The sequence below is a fragment of the Shewanella sp. cp20 genome (assembly GCF_000832025.1).
In the GTDB taxonomy this organism is placed as follows: domain Bacteria; phylum Pseudomonadota; class Gammaproteobacteria; order Enterobacterales; family Shewanellaceae; genus Shewanella.
Genome location: NZ_JPII01000017.1, coordinates 1 through 18307 on the forward strand (window position 1 = coordinate 1; position 18307 = coordinate 18307).

Annotated in this window: 14 protein-coding genes; 7 read left to right on the forward strand and 7 right to left on the reverse strand. The window is 53.5% G+C overall.

Translation table 11 applies throughout. The features are described from left to right. The first annotated feature begins 64 nt into the window (after positions 1 to 64). The 3 genes from DB48_RS04755 (at position 65) to rlmM (ending at position 2333) form a co-directional block, all read left to right on the forward strand. Positions 65 to 760, forward strand: coding sequence for an alpha/beta fold hydrolase (locus DB48_RS04755; RefSeq protein WP_041509170.1), 696 nt, complete (start codon positions 65 to 67; stop codon positions 758 to 760). Continuing rightward, positions 753 to 1142, forward strand: coding sequence for a DUF423 domain-containing protein (locus DB48_RS04760; protein WP_041509171.1), 390 nt, complete (start codon positions 753 to 755; stop codon positions 1140 to 1142). The genes DB48_RS04755 and DB48_RS04760 overlap by 8 nt, the downstream gene beginning before the upstream one ends. A 99-nt stretch (positions 1143 to 1241) precedes the next feature. Further along, positions 1242 to 2333, forward strand: a complete 1092-nt coding sequence (rlmM, locus tag DB48_RS04765) for a 23S rRNA (cytidine(2498)-2'-O)-methyltransferase RlmM (RefSeq protein WP_041509172.1) — start codon at positions 1242 to 1244, stop codon at positions 2331 to 2333. A 118-nt stretch (positions 2334 to 2451) separates the two neighbouring features. Here rlmM and DB48_RS04770 read toward each other — a convergent pair whose 3' ends face one another. After that, positions 2452 to 3459 carry an isocitrate dehydrogenase gene (locus tag DB48_RS04770; protein WP_041509173.1) on the reverse strand — a complete coding sequence of 336 codons (1008 nt, stop codon included), beginning with the start codon at positions 3457 to 3459 and terminating at the stop codon, positions 2452 to 2454. Positions 3460 to 3759: 300 nt separating this feature from the next. Between DB48_RS04770 and DB48_RS04775 the strand changes: the two genes are divergently transcribed. Next, positions 3760 to 6573, forward strand: coding sequence for an alpha/beta hydrolase family protein (locus DB48_RS04775; protein WP_041509174.1), 2814 nt, complete (start codon positions 3760 to 3762; stop codon positions 6571 to 6573). A gap of 214 nt (positions 6574 to 6787) precedes the next feature. Then, positions 6788 to 7270: a methyltransferase family protein gene (locus tag DB48_RS04780; RefSeq protein WP_041509175.1), complete on the forward strand. Its 483-nt coding sequence runs from the start codon at positions 6788 to 6790 to the stop codon at positions 7268 to 7270. 23 nt (positions 7271 to 7293) lie between these two features. Here DB48_RS04780 and DB48_RS04785 read toward each other — a convergent pair whose 3' ends face one another. The 5 genes from DB48_RS04785 to DB48_RS04805 all read right to left on the reverse strand — a co-directional run bounded on the left by DB48_RS04785 (position 7294) and on the right by DB48_RS04805 (position 13953). Next, on the reverse strand, positions 7294 to 7680 hold the full coding sequence (locus tag DB48_RS04785; RefSeq protein WP_041509176.1) for a DUF3192 domain-containing protein: 387 nt from the start codon (positions 7678 to 7680) through the stop codon (positions 7294 to 7296). Between the two features lie 152 nt (positions 7681 to 7832). Then, positions 7833 to 8603: a flap endonuclease Xni gene (gene xni, locus DB48_RS04790; protein WP_041509177.1), complete on the reverse strand. Its 771-nt coding sequence runs from the start codon at positions 8601 to 8603 to the stop codon at positions 7833 to 7835. A gap of 18 nt (positions 8604 to 8621) precedes the next feature. Then, entirely contained in the window at positions 8622 to 9974 is a 1353-nt protein-coding gene (gene ppnN, locus DB48_RS04795) for a nucleotide 5'-monophosphate nucleosidase PpnN (protein WP_041509178.1), read from the reverse strand. 74 nt (positions 9975 to 10048) lie between these two features. After that, positions 10049 to 11605 carry a GGDEF domain-containing protein gene (locus DB48_RS04800; protein ID WP_041509179.1) on the reverse strand — a complete coding sequence of 519 codons (1557 nt, stop codon included), beginning with the start codon at positions 11603 to 11605 and terminating at the stop codon, positions 10049 to 10051. Between the two features lie 191 nt (positions 11606 to 11796). Next, entirely contained in the window at positions 11797 to 13953 is a 2157-nt protein-coding gene (locus DB48_RS04805; protein ID WP_041509180.1) for a tetratricopeptide repeat protein, read from the reverse strand. Positions 13954 to 14080: 127 nt separating this feature from the next. Between DB48_RS04805 and DB48_RS04810 the strand changes: the two genes are divergently transcribed. Further along, on the forward strand, positions 14081 to 15877 hold the full coding sequence (locus DB48_RS04810) for a M61 family metallopeptidase (RefSeq protein WP_041509181.1): 1797 nt from the start codon (positions 14081 to 14083) through the stop codon (positions 15875 to 15877). A 177-nt stretch (positions 15878 to 16054) separates the two neighbouring features. Here DB48_RS04810 and rdgC read toward each other — a convergent pair whose 3' ends face one another. After that, positions 16055 to 16966: a recombination-associated protein RdgC gene (gene rdgC / locus DB48_RS04815; RefSeq protein WP_041509182.1), complete on the reverse strand. Its 912-nt coding sequence runs from the start codon at positions 16964 to 16966 to the stop codon at positions 16055 to 16057. A gap of 301 nt (positions 16967 to 17267) precedes the next feature. Here rdgC and DB48_RS04820 point away from each other — a divergent pair, with 301 nt between their 5' ends. Beyond that, on the forward strand, positions 17268 to 18218 hold the full coding sequence (locus DB48_RS04820; protein WP_041509183.1) for a porin: 951 nt from the start codon (positions 17268 to 17270) through the stop codon (positions 18216 to 18218). Positions 18219 to 18307 lie beyond the last annotated feature (89 nt).

The following is an 18307-nucleotide window of genomic DNA, read 5'->3' on the forward strand; positions in this document are numbered from 1 at the left end:
CTATTCATTAAATCAGTCGCGAGTCGTGCCTCTTATGGGGCCTGACCAAAGATAAAGAGTTGAGATGAGTTTTACGCAAAAATTAGATGCGCGGCTTAAGCAGGCCGAGCTGCCCGCGAGTCAGTGTCTGTTTTCCGGCGCCGTCGATGACAGTGGCCTTGATTGTGACACCTTAGTCGTGCTGGCCCATGGGGCAGGCGCCAACATGGCACACGATTTCATGGCGCAGATGGCCGAGCGTCTCGCAGGCCAGGGGCTTGGGGTGATCCGCTTTAATTTTCCCTACATGCGCAACAACGCCATCGATGGCAAGCGCAGGCCGCCGGACAGGGCGCCTAAGCTGATTAAGGATTTTAGCCTGCTGATAGAGACGGTGCGTGAGGTTTACCAGCCCAAGCGTTTGATTGTGATGGGTAAGTCCATGGGCGGACGCATGGCGGCGATGCTCGGTGCCGAGCAAGCGCTCGATGGCGTGATCTGCCTTGGTTATCCCTTCGTGCCGCCTAAAGGGGGCGAGCCCAGACTCGAGCCTATCGGTGAGTGTCGGGCGCCGCTGCTGGTGATACAGGGCGAGCGTGATAAGTTTGGCGCCAAGGGCCAGGTCGAACCTTGGCTTGCACCTTTTAACGCCAAACTCGAGTGGTTAACCGATGGGGATCATAGTTTTCTGCCAAGAAAGTCGTCAGGCACGACCCAAAGCGCTAATCTGGATCGGGCAGTCTCACATAGTATTCAATTTATTAGGGGGTTAGATGCGTAAAGGTTTTCTATTGCTGGCAGCCTTGAGTGGTTTTTTAGCCGTGGCCCTGGGCGCCTTTGGTGCCCATGGACTCAAGCAGGTGACCACGCCAGAGATGATCGACATCTTTAATCTGGGTGTCGAGTATCAGTTTTATCACACCTTTGCCCTGATCGCCGTGGCCTTTAGCGGTCACTGGCTCAAGTCTCGCCTGATCGACTGGGCGGGTTATCTGTTTCTGCTGGGCATAGTGATGTTTTCCGGCTCGCTCTATCTCTACGTGCTGGTGGGCAGCAAGTGGACAGGGCCCGTGACCCCCATGGGTGGTGTCTGCTTCCTGCTGGGCTGGTTGTTTATCGCGGTGGCCGTGTGGCGTAATCGTGTGGTGGAGCTGGACGATTAGCACCGCGAGCGGGCGTTAAGATAATCGTATTCATTTTCGAGAAAGTGTAGAATGGCGGCCCAATGATATGGGTCGCCATTTTTTATTCAGGATGTTCCGATGATAAACCTATTTTTATATTGCCGTGCCGGCTACGAGAAAGACTGCGCAGCCGAGATCCAGCAGCGAGCCGCGGAGCTGAATGTTGGCGGCTTTGTAAAGACTAATCGTAACGACGGTTACGTGATTTTTCAGTGCTTTCAGGCGGGTGATGCCGATCTCTTGGCCGAGCAGCTCGAGCTGGATTCCTTGATCTTCACCCGTCAGATGTTTGCCGCCAACGAGCTGCTAAAAGATTTGCCCGAGGGCGATCGGGTTACGCCTATCGTCGATGCCCTGGCAAAGGTGAATAAGGCGGGTGAGCTTAGGGTCGAGACGCCTGATACCAACGAGGCCAAGGAGCTGTCGACCTTCTGTCGTAAGTTTACCGTGCCCCTGAGACAGGCGCTAAAACGCAGCGGTGCCTTGCTTGAGAAGGAAAATCCCAAGCGTCCCATCATCCACGTCTGTTTCGTCGGTCCGGGCACCGCCTACGTGGGCTATTCGCTGAGCCACAACAGCTCTCCCTATTTCATGGGGATCCCAAGGCTCAAGATGGCCAGCGATGCGCCGAGCCGCTCGACCCTCAAGCTGGATGAGGCCTTCATCCACTTTATTCCCAAGTCGGAGCAGGAGCAGCGTCTACGCAGCGGCATGAACTCGGTCGATCTCGGTGCCTGTCCAGGTGGCTGGACCTATCAGCTGGTTCGCCGCGGCATGTTCGTGGCGGCGGTCGATAATGGCCCCATGGCGCAGAACCTGATGGACACAGGGCAGGTGAGACATTATCAGGCCGACGGCTTCCGTTTCGAGCCGCCGAAGAAGAATATCTACTGGCTGGTGTGCGACATGGTAGAGAAACCCTCGCGTGTGGCCGAGCTGATGGAGGCCTGGGCGATCAACGGTTGGTTTAAGGAGGCTATTTTTAACCTCAAGCTGCCGATGAAGAGCCGTTATAAAGAGGTGTCGACTATCCTGGCCACCATGCAAGAGGTGCTAAGGGAAAATGGTATCGATGATTTCCATCTGGCCTGTAAGCATCTTTATCATGATAGAGATGAGGTGACTGTGCATCTGTGGCTGCGCCCCAGCGTCGGATTTAACTTTGGTTAACAACAGAACCAATGGTTAATTTAAGAAATGTCGGTTAATTAAAGAATTTTCGGATAGAATAAAGCCCCGCGTTTGCGGGGCTTTTCTATTTCAGCAATTAGATCTCGCAGCTTGTCGATTACAGACGCTCGAGTACCGCCTGGGTGAAGTCAGAAGTACCGTGGGTACCGCCAAGGTCGCGAGTGGTGCGATCGCCTTCTTCGATCACGGCAGAGACTGCCGAGCGAATGGCTGCCGCCTTGTCAGACATGCCCAGGTATTCCAGCATCTGGATAGAAGCCAGGATAACTGAAGTCGGGTTAGCCAGGTTCTTACCTGCGATATCTGGCGCACTGCCGTGAACCGCTTCGAAGATCGCCGCGTCCTTGCCGATGTTGGCGCCTGGGGCCATGCCCAGGCCGCCTACCAGACCGGCACACAGATCCGATAGGATGTCGCCGAACAGGTTGGTGGTAACGATCACGTCGAAGTTTTCTGGGTTCATTACCAGCTTCATGCAGGTTGCGTCGACAATCATCTCTTCGGTGGTGATGTCTGGGTAACGCTGGCTGACTTCACGAGCCACCTTCAGGAACAGGCCTGAGGTCGACTTCATGATGTTGGCCTTGTGTACGATAGTCACCTTCTTACGACCCTCTTTGCGCGCTAGCTCGTAGGCGAAGGTGGTGATCTGCTCGGCACCCTGACGGGTAATGATACTGGTGGCTTCTGCCGTCGCACCGTCTTCAGAAACGGTTTGACCTAGGCCAGAGTACATACCTTCGGTGTTTTCACGTACCGTGATGATGTCGATGTTGTCATAACGTGCCTGAGTGCCTTTAAAAGACAATACAGGGCGTACGTTGGCATATAAGCTGAATTTTTTACGTAAAGTGACGTTGATTGAGGTGAAACCTTCGCCAACAGGGGTCGTTAATGGCCCTTTAAGCGTGATACGGTTCTTCTCGATCATATCCAGTGTACGTTGAGGTAGAAGTTCACCTTGTTTCTCAAGTGCGGCTAGACCAGCATCGGCAAACTCGTATTCGAAATCACATCCTGCTTTATCTAAGATCTTGATTGCTGAGTCGATTATGCTTGGGCCAATCCCATCACCCGGGATAACGGTAATAGTTCTTTTTGACATGGAGAGTCCTTCCACGGTTGGTCGTTACTGCTATTGTCTGACCATGTCGAAAGACACGGTGTTATGACTATGAATTTTTAGAATCTTTATCGGCTTTATTTTAACTACTTTTGCGCAAATTTCACAGGAATTAGTGAGCAATCTCACGTTTTTTTGTGTAGGCTAACTTGCAATAACAAAGGCTAATGACGATGATTGATCCTTAACCGTTAAAAAAGTCTACTTTAGTCTAATACCCCAGGCTACACACGTTAATGACAAGCTGCATCCGTTAATAATAAGTTAAAAATGAGGAAGACCTTGAAGCCATTACCGACCCTATCTCTCCTGTGCGCCAGTCTCTTTTCCTGCGCTACCTTTAGCGCCGATGTGACACCCGATGTCATCATGAAATTCGAATCCCTCAAGAAACCGGTGCTCTCGGCCAATGGCAGTGCCTTTGCCGTCGAAGTGAGTCCGGATCGGGGAGACAATCATGGCATGGTGAAGCGCCTAGACGGCGACCAAAGCTTTACCGTGGCGGGAGGCAGTAAGCCACTGATCAGCCACGATGGTCGCTTTGCCGCCTTCGCTATCGAACCTGCCTTGCTTGAGCAGGAGAAGGCCAGCCCTAAGGCCCGCAAGAAGCTCAAGGCCGGTTTGGCATTATTGGATACCGAGTCTGGCAAGGAGACGCGTTACGATAAGGTCAAGGAGTTCGCCTTTAACGAGGCGGGAACCCATCTCGCTATCTGGTATGAGGCCGGTGAAGAGGACGATGGTGACAAGCAGGACGAGGGCGAAACCAACGACAAAAATAGTCAGGCCAAGGCCAAAGAGAGCGAAAGCAAGCCAAAAGTCGACAAATATGACAAGGGGCGCACTCTAGAGGTGGTTAACCTCAAGGCGGGGAGCAGTGAGAAACTGGCCCATGTTACCGCCTACTATTTCGATAAGGCGGGCCGTAGCCTGGTCGCTGCCCAAAACGATATTGCCAATAATCTGCACCGGGTGCAGCGCCTGGATCTCAACAGCGGTGAGCTTGAGGTGGTTGCCGGGTTTGTGGATCAGCAAATAGGCGCGGTCTCCGCCAGTGAAGACGGCAAATATGTCGCCTTCACCTATGGTAATGCCAGCGAGGCGCCCTGGGGACGTGAATATCATCTCGCCCTGCACCAGTCGGGCAGTGACAAGCTGCATAGGGTGGCCAACACCAAGGAGTGGACCCTAAACCGTTATAGCGAACTGACGTTTTCTGAAGACAGTAAGCGACTCTTCTTCGGCCGCGTGCCCGAGGTGAGCCAGCAGCTGGAGTTACCTAAGGTGGCCAAGGCTGACGATCTCTATGATGCGGATGTGATAGCTGGCCAGCGCGAGCTGCGCGTCTGGCATGGGGACGACCCTCGCATCAAGCCAAACGAGGTAAAGCAGTACAAGAAAGCCCTTAAACAAACCTATCTGGCGGTTTTGCATCTTGGTTCTAAGCAGGTGGTACAGTTGGCAGATCAGGCGGTGCCGGATATTGAGCTTGGCCAGCAGCAACGCTTCATGCTCGCCAGCACAGATGTGCCTTACCTTAAGATGATCACCTGGGCCGGTTTCTACCGCGACTATTACCTGGTGGATCTCAACACGGGACGCAAGCAGGCGTTTCTTATCCAGCAGCCGGTAGGCCAGGAGCCATCGCTTTCTCCCAACGAGCGTTTTGTGGCCTACTATCAGCAGGGCAATATCTTCCTCTATCAGATAGCGCAGGATAGCCGAGTCAAGCTGACCAAAGATTTCAAGACGCCATTTGCCGACGAAGATCATGACTATCCTTCGGTAGCCCCAGGCTATGGTCTAGGCCCCTGGGTCGAAGATGGCTCGGCCTTCCTCGCCTACGACAAGTATGATATCTGGCAGTTTAATACCGACTCATTAGATGCATTTCGCCTCACGGCCGCCAAGGGACGCAAGGCGCAGATCCAGTATCGCGTCACGGGTCTGCTAGAAAAGGCGGATAAGCCGGTTCGATTACAGCCGGATCAGAGCCTACTGCTTCATGGCTATAACGAGCGCACTAAGGGTGATGGCTTCTATACCGCCAAGGTAAGCGTCTCCGGCGTTAAGCCTCTGATGCAGGGCGACTATAAGCTTAAGCTTTTGGCCCGCGCCGAAGAGAGTGACAAGGTGCTGTTTTCCAAGCAGCGTTACGATCTCTATCCTGACCTCTATGCCAGCGATCTGCTGAGCCCTGAGCAGGCGAGTCGCCAGACCCGACTCGATGATCAGAAGCGTCAGCTCGATTGGGGCAAAGCTGAGTTGGTGCATTGGACCAATGGTGACGGCAAGCCACTCGATGGCGTGCTGATCAAGCCCTCTAACTATGTGGCGGGTAAGCGTTATCCCGTGTTGGTTTATTTCTACCGATTCATGAGCGACAGGTTGCATGCCTTCCCAGACATGAAGCTCAACCACAGACCTAACTTCGCCTGGTATGCCGATAACGGCTACGCCATCTTCCTGCCGGATATCCGTTTCGAGGTGGGTTACCCAGGTGCAAGTTCGGTACAGGCGCTGACCTCGGGCGTGCAGAAGCTCATCGATATGGGTATTGCCGATGCGAACGCGGTAGGTATTCAGGGTCACTCCTGGGGCGGCTATCAGACCGCCTTCGCGGTGACTCAGACCTCTATCTTTAAGGCGGCGGTCACCGGCGCACCTGTCTCTAACATGACCAGCGCCTACAGTGGTATTCGTCACGGTACCGGGCTTGCGCGTCAGTTCCAGTATGAGACGGGGCAGAGCCGCATCGGTGAGAGCCTGTTTAAGGCGCCACAGAAATATATCGAAAACTCACCCGTCTTCTATGTCGAGCGGATCAAGACCCCTATGATGATCATGTTCGGCGACAAAGACGATGCTGTGCCTTGGGAGCAAGGGGTCGAGCTGTATCTGGCCATGCGCCGTGCGGGTAAGGATGTGGTGTTCCTGCAGTATCAGGATGAGCCTCATCATCTGAAGAAATACCCGAACAAGCTCGACTATAGCCTGCGCATGATGCAATACTTCGATCATTACCTGAAGGGCAAGCCGGCACCTAAGTGGCTGTCTGAGGGCGAGGCCTATCAAGAATATAAGAAGGCGGGTTAAGCCCCAGGTGCATTGCGTAAGCCGGGCCTAGCCCGGCTTTTTTATGCTGCTCAATGAGGCGCAGCATTTGAGAGGATGAACTCAGGGCTTATAGCCGTTAAAGGCATTCAGGGCTTTAGACGCTCAGGGCTTAAGGTGTTTAGGTTTCAAGATGTTTAGGTGTTCAGGGTTTAAAGACGGTTAGGTTTAAAAGGATTGAGGAGAGTAAAGGAATATGGCGCAGGGGATTACAGAAACCGATAGCAAGGGAGCCAGCGTCAAGGTGCCGCCGCCTCTTATCTTTATCTTATCTATGCTGGCGGCATTGGGATGTGAGAAGCTCTTTCCCTTGGGCTTGCCCACCCATCCAATCGGTCAGGTTGCCGGTGTCGCCCTGCTGGTCACGACGACTCTGGTCTTGTTACATATCTTATTGATCTTCAAGCGGCGCCAGACGGCTATCGAGCCCTGGAAGCCCACCTCCAACATCATTACTGCCGGCTACTACGGTTATAGTCGTAACCCTATCTATGTGGCCTTCTGTGGTTTTCCCCTGGGACTTGGGCTACTGCTGGCGTCACCCTGGTTGGTGTTGAGCATCTTGCCGGCCTGTATAGGGGTCTATTGGCTGGCGATTCGCCGTGAGGAGGCCTATCTGCTGGCGAAATTTCCCAAGGAGTATGGCGCGTATAGACGCCGTGTCAGGCGCTGGTTGTGACAGCGCCTGCAGGAGTGCGGCGGTTAGCCGCCAATGGGGGAGTCGAGATATTGCTGATAGGTGTCCTGGCCCCAGGCGATCAGCTTGTTGTTCTTAAACAGTAGCGGCGTACATTCGTCGCGGGTCGTCTCACCGTCTGACTTGCTGTGATGGGTGCGATAAAAGAGTACCTGTAGGGTATCTTGGTTACTGCTCTTGGCCTCAGAGAAGTCGGCCTTACCCATGAGTGTTCTGATCTGCTCTATCGGCTGGCCTATAGAGAGCTCGGTTAATTTAGCGTTGTTGTAGGCCTGTCTGTCTTCCCAGTCCATATCATCTGGTGTGGGTTCATAAACCAGGACGACGACGGCGACAAAGGCCAGATAGGCCGCAAAGATTGAGCCTATTATCACTGGAACTTTAGATTTCATCTTACCTTGGGATCCTTCCATGCTGCGGGTGTATCTGCAGTGGATTAAACCACTGCAACATATTGGTTACAATATAAAGCAGATGAAAAAGGGATGGTAGTACCCTTTTCGCTTGCGGCGTCGACAAAGCCAATAAATAAGTAAGCGAATGTTTACGCCTTCGCGGTCTGCTCGACCCTGAAGTTCGCCAGGCGGGTATTGAGGGGGATATCTGTCTGCAGTTGCACCAGCTTGTAGCTTAACCTCGCCGACGCGCGCCCCTCCTCGAGCTTCTTAGCCTGTTTTGCGCCTATCTTATCCAGTGAGGCGTAGACATTGGCCAGGCTGCGGAAGGTTTTCAGCAGCTCACAGGCCGACTTAGGGCCTATGCCTGGGATGCCGGGGATCTTGTTACCGCTGTCGCCGGCCATGGCGAGAAAATCGATAAACTGACTGCGATCGACGCCCAGTTGCTGCTCACGATCTTCTATGCTGATGACCTGCTGATTAAAGTGATCCCACAGCTGTATTTGGGGAGAAAGCAACTGGGTAAAGCCCTTGTCGGTGGAGACGATGATCGCCTCGCCATTGGCCTTAACCATCTTGCTGGCCAGGGTGGCGATGACATCATCGGCCTCGGCAATGGCATCGATGGAGTGAAAGCCCCGTTCGGCCAGGTGTTGCTTAAGCGCGGGTAGGGCCTGGCTCAAGGCCTCGGGCATCGGCTTGCGCCCCTTCTTATAGTCACCATAGAGCTGTTTGCGCCAGGAGATGGCATCGCCGTCCCAGACCAGGGTGACGTGGCTGGGGTCGTGTTTGTTTAGCAGCTTACGACAGGCGGAGGTGACCCGCTCGGGCAGGCCATTAACATCGTTCTCGTTTGGCTGGGCGGCGTGGATGCGCCGCACCAGGTTGAGTCCATCTATGATTAAAAATCGATTCATTATCTATCTAGCGTTAGGTTAAGTCGCTATCCGATAGCAGGGAACATAGGCGCTGCCGGGCAGCTTCATCCGCTGCTGATCGACGAAGGCCTGCAGCAGGGTGTCCATCAGCTTCATCAGTTGTTTATCCCCTCGAATCTCGAAGGGGCCCGAACGTGCTATCTCTCGCATTGTGTCCATCTTGACGTTGCCCGCCACTATACCAGAAAACGCGCGTCTCAGGTTGGCCGCCAGATCTGCCTTATTGGGCTGATAGTAGAGATTGAGGTTGTTCATGATCTCATGATCCGGCACGAAGGGCAGCTGAAACTCGGGTTCTATCTTCAGCGACCAGTTGTACTGGTAGGAGTCGCCCGTGTCTCTACGGTGCTGTTTGATGACCGTCATGCCATGGCTCATGATGCGCGCCACCCTTACCGGATCATCGATGACTATCTCATACTTGCTCTGGGCCTCTTCACCTAGGGTGGCGGCGATAAACTCATCTATCTTGATGAAGTAATCGGCGCTCTCTCTGGGGCCGGTAAGCACCAAGGGGAAGGGGATGTTGGCATTTTCCTTGTTGAGCAGGATCCCCAGCAGATAGAGCAACTCCTCTGCGGTGCCGGCGCCGCCGGGGAAGATCACTATGCCGTGACCCAGGCGGACGAAGGCCTCCAGGCGCTTCTCGATATCGGGCAAGATCACCAGTTCGTTAACGATCTGATTGGGAGGCTCGGCGGCGATGATGCTGGGTTCTGTCAGGCCGATATAGCGGGCGGTACGCACTCGTTGTTTAGCATGGCCGATGGCGGCGCCCTTCATCGGTCCCTCCATGGCGCCCGGGCCGCAGCCGGTGCAGATATCCATGCTGCGTAGGCCAAGCTCGTAGCCCACCTCCCGGGTGTACTGGTATTCGTTGGGGTTTATGCTGTGGCCACCCCAGCAGACCACTATGTTGGGGTCCTGGCGCGGGATCACCTGTGCGTTACGTAAAATGTCGAACACCACGTTGGTGATATGGCTGGAGTTAGTCAGGTTGATGTGTTTCAAGTTGTCGTAGCGGTCGCTCAGATAGACGATATCCCTGAGTACCGCAAACAGATGCTCCTGGATCCCGGCGATGATGTGGCCATCGACGAAGGCGGCCTCGGGGGGATTGACCAGCTCTATCTTGATGCCGCGCTCACGCCTGAGCACGTTGATGTTGAAGTTGCTGTATTGCTCAAAAAGGGTGCAGGCGTTATCGCTCTGTAATCCTGAGGCGAGTACCGCCAGGGAACAGTTGCGGAAGAGTTGATAGAGTTCACTGCTAGCGTTTTGCTTGAGGCGATCAACTTCCAACTGGGAAAGTTGATCCATACTGCCTCTGGGACTGATATTGACGATCATGGCGACTCCTTAGCTGCAGACTCGAGCCATGACGCCGGGGAAAAGGATGGAGAATTCCTGGGGCAACCCCAGGATTAGGCGTCAATAATTACTCTGTCTCTGCTCTCATGTTTGGCCTTATAGAGTGCTGCGTCGGCGCGTTCGAAGGTTTCACTTATCTGCTCGTTTTCAAGAATTTGTGCAGCACCTATTGATACTGTAACTGTAATTCTCTGATTTTTAAACTTAAAGGGAATATTTTTTACTTTCTCCCTCACGCGATTCAACAGATGTTCTATGTCGTTGGCCGACACATCTGGGATGATGAGGACAAACTCTTCACCGCCGTAACGGGCGACAAACTCAGATTCACGCAGGGAGTTTTTCAGCGCCATGGCGATCACCTGTAGTGTCTTATCGCCCGTGCTGTGACCAAAGTTATCGTTGATGGACTTGAAGTGGTCTATGTCGGCCACGGCGACCCATAGCGGATGGCGGTGACGTTGATAGTTACGGAACTCCTGCTCCATACGCTCTTCCAGCGCCGCGCGGTTAGGCAGCTGGGTCAGGGTGTCGAGCAGGTTGAGTTTCTGCTGTTCGAACAGACGTTCCTTGTAGGCGTTGGCCTCTTTGCTCAGTTCGTTGAGCTCGTCGCGCATGGTCTCCATCGACTTGCGCAGCATCGCCTGTTCGCGCTGCTCCAGCGCCTCTTTGCGTCCCAGCGCGGTGCGGATAGAGGCCAGTTGTTCGGTGACCTGCAGCTTGAGATGGTCGATGTCGTCGATGTCGATGATGGCATCGCCCACATTGTCGACCCGCGAGTTGATCTCACGGTTGAGCTGTTTCTTCAGTTGATAGCTGCGCTGGTTGCTGTTGTAAGAGTCGTTCACCACCTCACGCACCGCAGAGAGGGCATCGTTGAGGGCGTAGAGGAACTCCTGAGAGGCACTCTTCTCCAGCGCGATATTATCCAGCAGCAGCGAGAGTATGGTCTGATAGGCGTCGATTAGACCATCGACATCGATTTCGCCGGCCAGATAATCCTTGATCACTAACACCTGGTCGCGCTGATCCTTACGAAACTCTATCTCGGAGATCATCTGTGCCAGTTCGTGGGCCAGCTGCCTGTGTTTTGGCAAGACCTCTAACTTGTCACCCTGGCTAAGCTGTTCATGCATGATGGCTTCGAAGAAGCCGACCAGGCGCTCCACCTTAGGGAAGTAGTCCCAGTAGGTGTGAAACGGCTTGCCCAGATCCTGCTTATAGTAGGCGATCTCTTTCTTGAGTTTGTCTGGTACTGAATCGACACGTTGCAGCTGACGTATCACCTTGGCGAGGCTGGCGCGACCATCTTCGAGCTGTCCCATCACATGGTGGTACTGCTGCTTGAGTAGCTGTTCGACCTCGAGTAGGTCGGGTAACACCTCTTCGATATGCTCGATATTGAGCAGGTTATGACGCAACTTGGCCAGCTTGTTGTCAAGCTCTATGCTCTGCCCCTTACAGGCGAGGCTGAGATGACCGATAAATTGCAGCAGTGAGCTTTGGCTCTGGGCCTTCTGATCGTTGAGTTCAGCCAAGGCAATTTTGGCAGAATGAAGTTTCTGCTGAAGGAGGGATACCTGGGAAAGGCTTGTCATAGCGTCTTTCATTCTAAACCTTGTCAATAAGCTTCAGCGTCAGTTGATGGAAGAAACTTCTATATTGTAAGCCGCTTAGAAGTTGCCGAACAATTTTACCATTGGCTAATGGAGAGCTATTTAATGCCAATGGTATCCTATCTTTTAGGTTATGCAATTGTACCTTCGAGGGGATGTGACCCAAGCTGGATACTTTTATAAAATTATGTGGGGTCTGCATCGTTTGTTCCCTGCCATTTTGGCCATTGGATGAGTGCCTTATTCTCATTGCATTCGACCTTAACCAATCCTCGGCTAATCCCTTTTTCCAAGTGTAAGTATAGCGGGTTAGATAAAATTGCCGCTGGGGCAAAGTTTAGTGGCGTGATGCTGACATAACAATCTTTTTGCGTCCCCAGGCTCGTGGCGCCCGCCACCAACATCTGCAGTACATTGAAGTAGGTATCTGGCGCCACCTTGACATCCGGGTTGCCCAGCAGCGGCACCTTGATGCAGCCCAGCTTGAAATGGGCCCCCTGGGTGTGAGGCTGCTCATCGAGCAAGCCGCGGATCTTATCCAGCAGGACTTGATGTTCGCTCACGCCGCTAAGGGATAACAGAATAAGCCCAGGGCGGATCAGGTAGGCTTCGCCGCCTAGCGTTCGACTCAGGGTGTCCATCAGGCGCGCCGTGGCTTCGAGATAGGTATCGGCTCCGAGGCGCTGATCCAGCTTATGGCCTTCGTCGAGTGAGAGCAGGGCCAGCTGGGCAATATCACTGCTGCGCATCATGCGTGCGATGAAGCCATGGTAGCCCGGCAGTTGGGTGATGGGCTCCTGATTCACCTTCTGTCTCAGGCTGGCCAGTTGTTGTTTCAGCTTGGCCTTGCCGCGCCACTGGTTGATGCCCACCAGAGCCAACAGCAGACTCACGATAAAGATGATACTGGCCGCCAGCCTAAACTGATGCGCCTGCTTCTCCTGTACCTTGTTCGATGCCTGAAGCTGATTGAGCTGCAGCTTGAGCTGCTGCTCGGCCAAGACGCTTGGGCTATAGTCTGAGGGTTTCTGACCCTCGTGTTCGAGTTCCTGGCTCAGGGTGATCAGTTGATCCAGCGCCACCAAGGCCTTGTCGATATCGCCCAGCTCTTTCAGGGCACGGGTCTTATACTGCAGCGCCTCAAACATCTGCTCGGGCAGTTTCTTCTCCCGGGCCAAGACAAAGGCCTTGGCGGCATAGGCGTTGACCATGCTCCAGTCCTCGAGTTGGCTCGCGACCTCGGCGATCAGCAGATCGTTATAGATAAGGTAGTGTTTACTCTTCTTCTGCAGAAACAGGCCGTTGGCCTTGATGAGGTTGCTCAGGGCGCGCTTGGGTTCCTTATTGTTGAAATAGGCTTCCCCCAGATTGTGCAGGTTGAGGGCCTGGGCAGTCAGGTTGCCGCGTCTGACATCAATCTGCTGGGCATTGAGGTAGTAATCGATCGCCTGATTCCAGCGTTCCTGCTCGCCATACACCATGGCGATGACCGTCATGGCGCTGGACAGATAGTTGTCTTTTCCGACCTTGGTAAAGCCATCTGCTGCCTTGTGGGCATAAGTCAATGCCTCGTCCCAAGACTTGAGATCGCGATAGACGCGGGCGAGACGCAGCGACAAGATGGCATTCAGGAAGGGCTTGTCCAGCCCCTCGGCCAGGCGGATCGCCTCTGTGTAGTGCTGCAGCGCCTTGGCAAATTGCTCATCGCCGCTGTAGTAGCGCCCAAGGGTCGCCTCGGCCTTGGCGATCAGGTAGTCGTCTCTGAGCTGGTAGGCCAACTCGCGATACTGGTTGAGATGGGTCAGGGCGGCATTCTTCTGTAGCGTGATGCGATAGACATCGCCTAACTGGTAGTGAATGCTGTGCAGCAGCAGCTGAGTGGCTAGATCTTCGCTGCTCTTGAGCTGGGCGAGCGCCTGCTGATAATGGGTGATTGCCTGCTGGTAATCTTGTTTTTCCCGGCCGACTTTACGCCCTGCGAGCATCAGCAGATAGGCCTTGTCGTAGGGCGTATCGGCGATGATCTCAAGCAAGGTCATCAGCCGCTGCGCCTTGTCCATGGCGTTATCGACCCCAATGCCGGGTTCCAGGTAGACACGGGCCAGCCACTGTAATTGTCGCTCCAATTCCTCGCCGCCAAAGCCCTGGCTGTCGGCGAGATGGTTGAATTCCACTTCGCTGCTAAATTCGATGGGGAAGGAGAGGCTGGCGATGGCGTCCTGGTAAAATTCGGCGGCCGACTCTTTAAACTTAACCTCTTTACTGATCAATTGACTGGAGGCCGCCTCGATCGAGGCTGCACAGCAAAAGAACAGAATCAGACTGTAGAGAAAAACGCGCATTTTTTAAGCATTACCTGGCCGCAGGCGGGCATATTATGTTTTTAGAATTCTGTCCGCAGTGTGAGGGATAAATCGGGTTATACTGACGAACTTCACATTACAACTATGATAACAGAAGGAAGCCAGAGTGAAACTAGCTGTACCCTTGATTTTGATTTTTAGTCCTTTTTTCCTAGCTCAAGCTCACGCAGATGTTAATTACCGGATCGATCTCACCCAGCCTCAGCACCACCTGGCTAAGGTCGAGGTCGACTTTCCCCGCAGCGAGGGCAACTTGCTCACGGTGAATCTGCCCGTATGGCGTACCGGCAAGTATCAGGTATTGCCACTTGCCGATGCTGTTCGTTATTTCAAGGCCGAAGATGAATCGGGTAAGGCGCTGGACTGGCAACGCAGTGCCAGCGGCGAGTGGCAGGTAAAATTGACTCAGCCGACGCAGGTTCGGGTCAGCTATCAGCTCTACGCCAACAGCCTGGGGCAGCGGGTGAGCCATATCGACGGCTCCCATGCCTACCTGGATGCCAGCGGGGTGTTTGTCTACAGCCCGGATTTTCGCGACCAGCCGGTAACCGTCTCGCTAGCGGTGCCAGAGGCCTGGCGCAGCTACTCGGGAATGGATTCGACTCGCGATCATCAGTTTAGCGCCGACAACTATGATGTGCTGGTGGACTCGCCCATAGAGACGGGGATAAGTCAGCACAGAGCCTTCTCGGCCGATGGCCGTGACTATGAACTCGTGGTCTGGGGCGAGGGTAACTATGATCTCGACAAGATGGTGGCCGATCTCACCCTGCTCAGTGGCCAGGCCAAGGCTATCTGGGAGGGCTATCCTTTTAAGCGTTACGTCTACATGGTGCACGCCACCAGTGGCGCCAGCGGTGCGACCGAGCACCTTAACTCTACCGTCATCCAGCGTCCGCGCTTTAGCTTTCGCGAGCGCCAAGACTACCTGGGTTTCATCAAGACGGCCTCCCATGAATTTATTCATACCTGGAATGTGAAGGCCTATCGTCCTCAGGGCCTGGTGCCCTATGACTATCAGCAGGAGGGGATCACCGAGCTGTTGTGGATCGCCGAGGGCTCGACCAGCTATTTTCAGAGTCAGCTGTTGCTACGTGCCGGTGTGCTTAGCCCTAAGGAGTTCCTGGAGGATCTCGCCAGACGCATCAGCCGCAACGAGCAGACCCCAGGCCGCGAGGTGCAGTCTGTTGCCGAGGCCAGCGCCGGTCAGTGGGTTGCCGGTGGGGGAGACTATGCCCAGAACCATAGCAGCAACATCTATTCGGAAGGCTATCTGACCTCGTTGGCACTGGATTTCAGCCTGCTGAGCGACACTCGTCTAGAGGCCTCTTATCGGGATCTGCATGCCAAGCTGTATCGGGACTTTAAGATCCCTAAGGGATATCAGGTGGGCGATGTACAGCAGATTCTGCGCGAGCTGTCGGGCAAAGATTATGGCGATTGGTGGCAGCGTCATGTTAACCGCCCCCTGGCGCTGGACTTCGATGCCCTGCTGGCTAAGGCCGGATTGAAGAAAGACTATGGCAGTGACAACAAGGCGATCGCCTATGCCGGTATGTCGACGCGTGAGGGGAGTCTGAGATTAAGCCATGTCAAACGTGAAGGCCCGGCCTGGCGTGCGGGGATAGTGGCGGGCGACGAGCTGCTGGCCATCGATGGGCTTAAGGTGACGGCCAAGGGGTTTGCGGCGCGCATCAAAGACTTTGTCCCAGGCGATACTATTAAGGTGACCCTGTTTAATAACGACCGCCTAAAAGAGGTGGCACTGACCTTGACCGAGCAGCCCAGTGAGAAGCTTAAGCTCACCAGTGTCGATAAGCCTAGCCGTCAGCAGAAGGCCTTCTTCGAGGCCTGGCTCGGGATTGACTGGCCCTTCGACGGCGAGGGCAAGTTAAAAGGTTAACTTGGACGCATAGCAATTGTTGCCTCGCAGCCAGGTTTGCCTAAAGCCAGCGATTAAAAAGCTATCCAATAAAAAGCCAGCTAACAAAAACAGCCAACAAAAAAACACCCCCAGGGGTGGTTTTTTATCAAGTGCTCGCTCGACGCGGCTCTCATACAGGCTGTCTTACAGGCTGTCTTACAGGCTGTCTTCCAGGCCACCTAGCACTTCTACCAGAGAGTTCATCAGGGCGATCAGCTCGCTGCCCATCAGGGCAAAGTCGGCGTCCAGACGCGCCAGTGGATCTTCTGTGCCCACCTCGTCGTTGTGGGCCCTGAACTCTTCTGAGAACTTCAGACGCTTGATGCCAGCATCTGACTGTAGCACGAAGGCGATAGACTGGCCAAAGTGCAGTGCCAGCTTATGCACCTGCTTGCCCACCTCAAGATGCGCCAGCACCTCATCTTCGGTCAGGTCTTGCTGCTTGAAGCGCACTATGCCGCCTTCATCCGAGTCTGACTTGAGCTCGGCCTCATCTTGCATCTCAAAAGGTGCCGGTGTGCTGTTGCTCTTGAGCCATTCGGTCATCTGGGCTTCGATTGGTGTCTTGAAGCTCATGGGGATCACAGGCAGCGAGCCCAGTGCCTTACGCAGCAACGCCAGCAACTCTTCAGCCTTAGTCGCGCTAGATGAGTCCACCAGGATCATCTCGATTTCAGGCAGGATCAGGGCGTGGATCTGGTTGCGACGAGAGAAGGCGCGTGGCAGTAGTGTGGTGGTGATCTCCTCCTTGAGCGCATCTTTCTCTTTCTTGGCCAGCTTGCGGTTCTCTTCATCTTCGATCTGCGCCACTTTTTCCTCTAGGGCTTCTTTTACCACCTGAGAAGGCAGGATCTTCTCCTCTTTGGTGGCGCAGATAAGGTGTCTGTTCTCGGCGCTGTGTACTAAGGTGTGGCCGAGTTTACCCAGGGCCTTTGAAAAGCCGAACTTGCTGATGTCCTGGCTGGAGCAGGGAGAAAAAGTAAAGTCTTCCAGGGACTTCTCTAGCGCTTCGGTATCGACAGAGAAAGGTTTATTAAAACGATATACGGTAAGATTCTTAAACCACATGATAGGCGCTCAATGAAAAATAAAGCCGCAGTGTAAGCCATTGTAGGGCGCGGGTAAACCGCTAACAAATTTCCTCAAAATGTCATAAATATTGCTCAAATGACATAATTCATCAAACTGTAATATTTCTTTCTACTCACCTGTATCGCCTACTCCACCTGGGTTTGTGGCCTGGGAGTGTCGTCCATATTGCCAAATCTATCCAGTTGCTAAATCGATGAAATAAAACTGCAACATAAAAGTTGCACACTTTCGGCCGTCCAAACCAATAACCAAGACGAACAAACGTCGAAAGGATTAAATGATGAACGTTTTTTGTAAAACACTACTCGCTTCTGCGCTAGCAACTGCCACTCTCGCTTCTGCACACGCTGCAGAGCCATTGACTGTTTACGGCAAACTAAACGTAACGGCTCAATCTAACGATGTAGATGATGATGCAACGACGACTATTCAGAGCAACGCTTCTCGTTTTGGCGTGAAGGGTGCTTTTGAGCTGAGCAGCTCACTGGAAGCTTTCTACACTGTCGAGTATGAAGTGGACACGGGTGATGACGTTAAGGAAAACTTCAAGGCTCGTAACCAGTTCGTTGGTTTAAAAGGTAACTTCGGTGCTTTCTCTGTGGGTCGTAACGACACCATGCTGAAGCAGTCTCAAGGTAAAGTTGACCAGTTCAACGACCTGTCTGGTGACCTGAAGAACCTGTTTAAGGGTGAAAACCGTATCGAACAGACTGCGACTTACATGACGCCTTCTTTCAGCGGTTTCAAGGTTGGTGTGACTTATGCCGCTGAAGGCGCAAGCTCACAGTATGGCCAAGACGGTTTCAGCGTTGCCGCTATGTACGGTGACAAGAAGTTGAAGAAGTCGCCAATCTTCGCCTCTATCGCTTACGATTCAGACGTTAAAGGCTACGAAGTTGTTCGTGCCACGGTTCAGGGTAAGATCGCTGGCCTGAAGATTGGTGGTATGTACCAGCAGCAGGAAGAGACTTACAAGAAAGACGGTACAGAAGTTGTGGGCGCCGACAGCAAGACAGGTTACCTGGTAAGCGCGGCCTACACTATCGACGCCGTGGTACTGAAGGCTCAGTATCAAGACATGGAAGACAAAGGTGATTCTTGGTCAATCGGTGGTGATTACAAGCTAGGCAAGCCAACTAAGCTGTTTGCCTTCTACACCAACCGTGACTTCGAAGGCGATGACAATACCGATAAGTTCTTCGGTATCGGTCTAGAGCACAAGTTCTAAGTTATTGATAAATAACATCCGCTCGCGAGTCGAGTGAAGAATAAAGGGAGGCTCAGGCCTCCCTTTTTGATGTAAGATTTATGACAAAA

Bases quoted from the DNA above. Each gene is read 5' to 3' on its own strand.
- DB48_RS04755 (WP_041509170.1), top strand. From the start codon at position 65: ATGAGTTTTACGCAAAAATTAGATGCGCGGCTTAAGCAGGCCGAGCTG.
- DB48_RS04760 (WP_041509171.1), top strand. From the start codon at position 753: ATGCGTAAAGGTTTTCTATTGCTGGCAGCCTTGAGTGGTTTTTTAGCC.
- rlmM (WP_041509172.1), top strand. From the start codon at position 1,242: ATGATAAACCTATTTTTATATTGCCGTGCCGGCTACGAGAAAGACTGC.
- DB48_RS04770 (WP_041509173.1), bottom strand. From the start codon at position 3,459: ATGTCAAAAAGAACTATTACCGTTATCCCGGGTGATGGGATTGGCCCA.
- DB48_RS04780 (WP_041509175.1), top strand. From the start codon at position 6,788: ATGGCGCAGGGGATTACAGAAACCGATAGCAAGGGAGCCAGCGTCAAG.
- DB48_RS04785 (WP_041509176.1), bottom strand. From the start codon at position 7,680: ATGAAATCTAAAGTTCCAGTGATAATAGGCTCAATCTTTGCGGCCTAT.
- xni (WP_041509177.1), bottom strand. From the start codon at position 8,603: ATGAATCGATTTTTAATCATAGATGGACTCAACCTGGTGCGGCGCATC.
- ppnN (WP_041509178.1), bottom strand. From the start codon at position 9,974: ATGATCGTCAATATCAGTCCCAGAGGCAGTATGGATCAACTTTCCCAG.
- DB48_RS04800 (WP_041509179.1), bottom strand. From the start codon at position 11,605: ATGAAAGACGCTATGACAAGCCTTTCCCAGGTATCCCTCCTTCAGCAG.
- DB48_RS04805 (WP_041509180.1), bottom strand. From the start codon at position 13,953: ATGCGCGTTTTTCTCTACAGTCTGATTCTGTTCTTTTGCTGTGCAGCC.
- rdgC (WP_041509182.1), bottom strand. From the start codon at position 16,966: ATGTGGTTTAAGAATCTTACCGTATATCGTTTTAATAAACCTTTCTCT.
- DB48_RS04820 (WP_041509183.1), top strand. From the start codon at position 17,268: ATGATGAACGTTTTTTGTAAAACACTACTCGCTTCTGCGCTAGCAACT.